The organism is Parvibaculum sp., assembly GCF_049672805.1.
Classification (GTDB): domain Bacteria; phylum Pseudomonadota; class Alphaproteobacteria; order Parvibaculales; family Parvibaculaceae; genus Parvibaculum.
Genome location: NZ_JBATWS010000229.1, coordinates 1 through 5,114, shown reverse-complemented (window position 1 = coordinate 5,114; position 5,114 = coordinate 1). Strand labels below are relative to the sequence as shown.

Sequence of the window (5,114 nt, the reverse complement as noted above, 5' to 3'; positions counted from 1 at the left end):
GTTAGAACCGGGTCCGGTCTTGCGGCCCTTCGTGTGATGCTCAGGGCTACTGTTGCCGGGGCTGCGCGTCAGCGCCGGCTGCCTGCCGCTCCGCGCCCACTTCCACCGGATTGACCACCACGCCCGGACGCAGCTTCTGCAATCCTGCAACTACAACGCGGTCCCCGGCCTTCAGCCCTTCCGTCACCAACCATTTGTCGCCAATGGCGCGTATCGCCATGACGGGCTGCTGCATTACCTTGTTGTCTTCACCCACAAGCCAGACACTTCCCTTGCCATCCGGTGTGCGTGTTACGCCCTGCTGCGGAACGAGAATGGCGTTTTCCAGAACGCCCTGCTTCACGATGGCCCGCACGAAAAGACCGGGCAGCAATTCACCATCGGGATTGGGGAAGATCGCTCGAAGCTGGACCATGCTCGTATCGGGCGCAACGGTGACGCCGGAGAATTGAAGTTCGCCGGTACCGCCATATTGTTCCTCGCTGCCTTCCAGCTTCAGCGTGACGGGCGCCTTGCCATCCTTCGCGCCCTGAATGCGGCCTTCCGCCATTGCCCGCTTGAGCCGCATGAGATCGGAAGCGGATTGGGTGAGGTCCACATAGATCGGATCAAGCTGTGTGACGGTCGCGAGTTCCGTCGCCTGATTTGCCGTGACAAGTGCGCCTTCCGTGACCGACGAACGGCTGATGAAGCCCGAGATCGGGGAAAGCACTCTCGTATAGGCAAGGTTGGTCTCGGCCGTTGCGAGATTGGCCTTTGCGGTTGCCACATCTGCTGAACTCTGCGTGAGGGTGGCCATCACGTCGTCATATTCCTGCTTGCTCACCGCATTCACGGCAACAAGCTCCTTGTAGCGCGCGGCGCGGGCGCGCTCGGCCCGTTCATTGGCGACCGCCTTGTCGAGTGCCGCTTTGGCCGCATCAAAATTTGCCTGATAGAGCGCCGGGTCGATCTGATAGAGCTGCTGCCCCTCATCCACCTTTGCGCCTTCTTCAAAAAGCCGCTTCTGGACGATGCCACTCACCTGTGGACGAATCTCCGCCACGCGAAACGCAGAAGTGCGGCCCGAAAGCTCCGTCGTCACTTCGAGCTGTTCCGGCTTCACCGTGACAATGCTTACTTCGGCAGGTGGTGGCCCCGCCTGCTCCTCGCCGCTGTCACATCCCGCAAGGCCTATCGCCGCCGTAAGGAACAACGCGAACCCAACAATCACTCCGCCACGCATCCTGGCTCCTATCAAACTCGCAAAAGAAAGCCGTCCCGGTGCGCTGAGGAGGGGAAACAGGCGCAATGGCGAGGGGAACCATTACCGGGACGGCATCATGTGTAATGTATATTACATTACACGCATTGTAATCATTTTTATCACTTAAGCGCCACTGGCTGAAAATCAATCGCAAATCGACCGTGAAGGTGATTTTTCCGCAAGGGAATCTTGAGGTTATGTGCGATTTCGGGATGCCTGCTGCCTCTTGCTTGCATGGCGGCCCAAAGCAGCGAGAATGCCCGCGCCGAAAGAGGAGAAAACAACATGGTTCGGCTGTCAGAAGACCCCACCGGAGGCTCCCCGCATGTCCACTGCCCGCCTGTTCGAACCGCTCACCCTCGCCCGTGGGCCTGCCCTGAAGAACCGCTTCATGCTGGCGCCGCTCACCAATCTGCAAAGCCATGCGGATGGGCGCCTGTCGGATGACGAATATCGCTGGCTCACCATGCGGGCCGAAGGCGGCTTCGGGCTGACTATGACGTGCGCCGCCCATGTGCAGGCGCGCGGTCAGGGCTTTCCCGGTCAGCTTGGCATTTTCAGCGACGACCACCTCGAAGGGCTGACCCGTCTTGCAAGCGGCATCAAAGCCCATGGGTCCGTCTCTTCCGTTCAGCTTCATCATGGCGGCAACCGCGCGCTGAAGGATGTCGTGACGGATATTGTCTGCCCTTCCGATGATCCCGAGACCGGCGCTCGCGCGCTCACGCTCAAGGAGGTGGAGGAATTGCGCGATGATTTCATCGCGGCGGCAAAGCGTGCGGAGAAAGCAGGCTTTGATGGCGTCGAAGTGCATGGCGCGCATGGCTACATCCTGTTGCAGTTCCTCTCACCCAAATTCAACCGGCGCGATGACCGCTATGGCGGCAGCCTTGAAAACCGCGCGCGCCTCGTATTCGAGATCATTGACGGCATTCGTGCGGAATGCCGGCCCGATTTCCAGATCGGCCTGCGCCTCTCGCCCGAACGCTTCGGTGTTCAGCTAGATGAGATGCGGGACGTGGCCGCCGAAGCCATGCGGCGCAGCCAGATCGATTATCTCGACATGTCGCTCTGGGACTATGCGAAGGAACCTGCGGACGAAGCCTTCAAGGGGCGTCGGCTGATGGACTATTTCTCGGATCTTGACCGGGGCAATGTGCGGCTCGGTGCGGCGGGCAAGATCATGAGCGCGCAGGATGCGGTGAATGTCATTGAGGCGGGCTATGACTATGTGCTGATTGGACGGGGCGCGATCCTCGCGCATGACTTCCCGGAACAGGTGCGGCGCAATCCGAACTATCAGTCGCCATCCCTGCCCGTTTCGTCCGAACATCTTCGCAAGGAGGGGCTCGGGCCAGCCTTCATCAAATATATGAGCACATGGGAAGGCTTCGTCCGCGACTGAACCACATCAGAAAAAATATCCGTGCCCGCCTGATACCGCACCAAGAATGGTGATGGCGGCGAGCGCGAGCAGCACGCGATGCCCGCGAATGACGAGCGCGAAAGTGCCTGCGGCGTCGCGTGCGGCACGGCGGCGAAACCATTCATGCAGGAAGAGCGGTTCTGCAACAAACAGCACGAAGGTGAAGAGCGCCCACACGGCAACCATGGCATGCATCCACCACCAGGCAGGTTCGGCAAAGCGATACCAGCCGTCGAGTTCCCATGTCATGTAGAAACCTGTCAGACCTGCCAGCGTGACAGAGGCTTTCGCCTGCGAGGAGAAGCGCCCTTCGATTTCCTCGAAAAGGGCGGCGCGGCGCTCCGGCTCTGAAAAGCGCGCAACAGCAGGCAGCAGGACAAGTGTGACGAGCGAGACACCTCCGATCCAGTGAACAATGGCGAGGACGTGAAGAGCGCGGGCTATGGCGATGCCGTCCATGACAAGCCTCTTTCTCCTGAGCCTGCGCTTCCCTCATGCAAGGGCGTAAAAAATGCCCGCAGGGTGATGAGCGCGTGCAATGCTCACGATGAAAAGAAAGACGAGAAGCCCCGCTCCCCAGAATGCGGCGAGTCTGCCCCTCGTCTCCGAGAAACGAAATGCCGAGATGCCAAGCACCACATAGACGATGAGTAACAGAACCTTCGTCGTCAGCCAGTGATCGATGAATGGATATTGCTGCACGATCGTCATCAGCATCAGTGCGGCGGTGAGCAGCACCGTATCGATGGTGTAGCTGGTGAGTTTCACCGGCATGGACATGGCGATCCGGGCGGGCGCCTTCTCCCGGCCCCAGAGAAGCGCAAGGCCACGCAGGAAGAACAGCGCCCCGCTCGCAACGACACTCCAGATATGGACAAGCCGGATCTCGGCATAGAATTCGATCATCCGGCTTGCTCACTCATTTGCAGTTGCCCCAGCTTCCTAGTCGCCCGCGCGGGCACCGAGGCGCTTTTCCTTTTCTTGGGCAGCAGGCACGTCCTTTTCGTTTTTCGGGAAGAGCCAGAGCCCTGCCACGAAGACGAGAAGTGCCAGCGCGCCGATCGAGAAGATCGTATCGCCCGGCACCCGCATCCAGACCAGGAGATCCACTAAGGGCTGCTGCATGAACTCTGCCGACCGGGCATACCAGTAGCCATGCTCAAGCGAGGCGAAGAGCTGCAATGTACCAAGCGGCAGCAATGTCAACAGCGCCATCAGCGCAAGACCCGCATTGAGGCACCAGAATGCCGTCTTGAGAAAGCCCTCATGCCAGGCAAGCTCCGGCTTCATGCCTCTGAGGCAGAAGAGCACAAGGCCGATGCCGAGCATGCCATACACACCAAAAAGCGCGGTGTGGCCATGCAGCGGCGTGAGGTTCAGTCCCTGCATGTAATAAAGCGAGAGCGGCGGGTTGATGAGGAAGCCGAAGAGACCCGCCCCCACAAGGTTCCAGAAAGCGACTGCGATGAAGAACATGACCGGCCAGCGATAGCGCCGCATCCAGGGTGTCGACCCGCTCAGGCGGTAATTCTGGTAGGCCTCGAACCCGATATAGGCGAGCGGCACCACTTCAAGCGCGGAGAAGCTTGCCCCGAGCGCCAGCACCGGCGTCGGCGAACCGACGAAGTAAAGGTGATGCAAGGTGCCGATCACGCCACCCGCCATAAAAATGATGGTTGCAAAGAGGACCGCGACCGTTGCCGTCTGCGCTCGCAGCAAGCCGAGCCGCGTGAAGAGAAAGGCGATCACGGCTGTTGCAAAGACTTCAAAGAAGCCTTCCACCCAGAGATGCACGAGCCACCAGCGCCAGTATTCCACCATGGAGATATGTGTGTGCTCGCCCCACATCAGCGCCGCCGCGAAAAACAGGCCAATGGCGACAGTGGAGAGAAACAGCAGGCCGATGATGGAACGCGTTTCGGATTTCTGCGTCAGCACCGGCCATAGTGCACGGCCAACAAGGGTGAGCCACAGCAAGAGGCCGATGAAAAGGAACCACTGCCAGAAGCGGCCCATATCGGCATATTCCCAGCCCTGATGCCCGAACCAGAAATTATGCTCAAGCCCGAGCTTCTGCATGACAGCAAACCACTGTCCCGCGAAAGAGCCGACCACGATGACGAGAAGGCAGAGCCAGAGCAGATTCACGCCGAGGCGCTGGAACGGAGGTTCGTAGCCGGAAGCAGCCGGCCCGATATAAAGCCCGGTGCCGAGCCAGGCGACCGCGATCCACAGCACGGCAAGCTGTGTATGCCATGTCCGGGTGATGGCGTAAGGCAGAACCTCCGCCATTTCGTATCCATAGACGAGCTGGCCTTCCACCTGATAATGCGCGGTGATTGCGCCGAGCAATATCTGCACGAGAAAGAGCGCGAGCAGCACCCAGAAATATTTCGCAGTTGCCAGCATGGAAGGCGTCACCTTCACAGCCAGCATCGGGTC

At 59.8% G+C, this 5,114-nt stretch carries 5 protein-coding genes; 1 reads left to right on the top strand and 4 read right to left on the bottom strand.

Annotated elements, in window-relative coordinates:
• Window positions 1-46 precede the first annotated feature (46 nt).
• Window positions 47-1,213: an efflux RND transporter periplasmic adaptor subunit gene (locus tag WBF74_RS07375; protein WP_424437469.1), complete on the bottom strand. Its 1,167-nt coding sequence runs from the start codon at window positions 1,211-1,213 to the stop codon at window positions 47-49.
• Window positions 1,214-1,571: 358 nt separating this feature from the next.
• Here WBF74_RS07375 and WBF74_RS07370 point away from each other — a divergent pair, with 358 nt between their 5' ends.
• Entirely contained in the window at window positions 1,572-2,651 is a 1,080-nt protein-coding gene (locus tag WBF74_RS07370; protein ID WP_424437466.1) for an NADH:flavin oxidoreductase, read from the top strand.
• A 6-nt stretch (window positions 2,652-2,657) separates the two neighbouring features.
• Here WBF74_RS07370 and WBF74_RS07365 read toward each other — a convergent pair whose 3' ends face one another.
• The 3 genes from WBF74_RS07365 to WBF74_RS07355 all read right to left on the bottom strand — a co-directional run.
• Window positions 2,658-3,131 carry a hypothetical protein gene (locus WBF74_RS07365; protein ID WP_424437463.1) on the bottom strand — a complete coding sequence of 158 codons (474 nt, stop codon included), beginning with the start codon at window positions 3,129-3,131 and terminating at the stop codon, window positions 2,658-2,660.
• Window positions 3,132-3,164: 33 nt separating this feature from the next.
• Window positions 3,165-3,578: a SirB2 family protein gene (locus tag WBF74_RS07360; RefSeq protein WP_424437460.1), complete on the bottom strand. Its 414-nt coding sequence runs from the start codon at window positions 3,576-3,578 to the stop codon at window positions 3,165-3,167.
• Window positions 3,579-3,614: 36 nt separating this feature from the next.
• The coding region (locus WBF74_RS07355) for a cbb3-type cytochrome c oxidase subunit I (protein ID WP_424437457.1) at window positions 3,615-5,114 on the bottom strand (1,500 nt) is incomplete at its 5' end.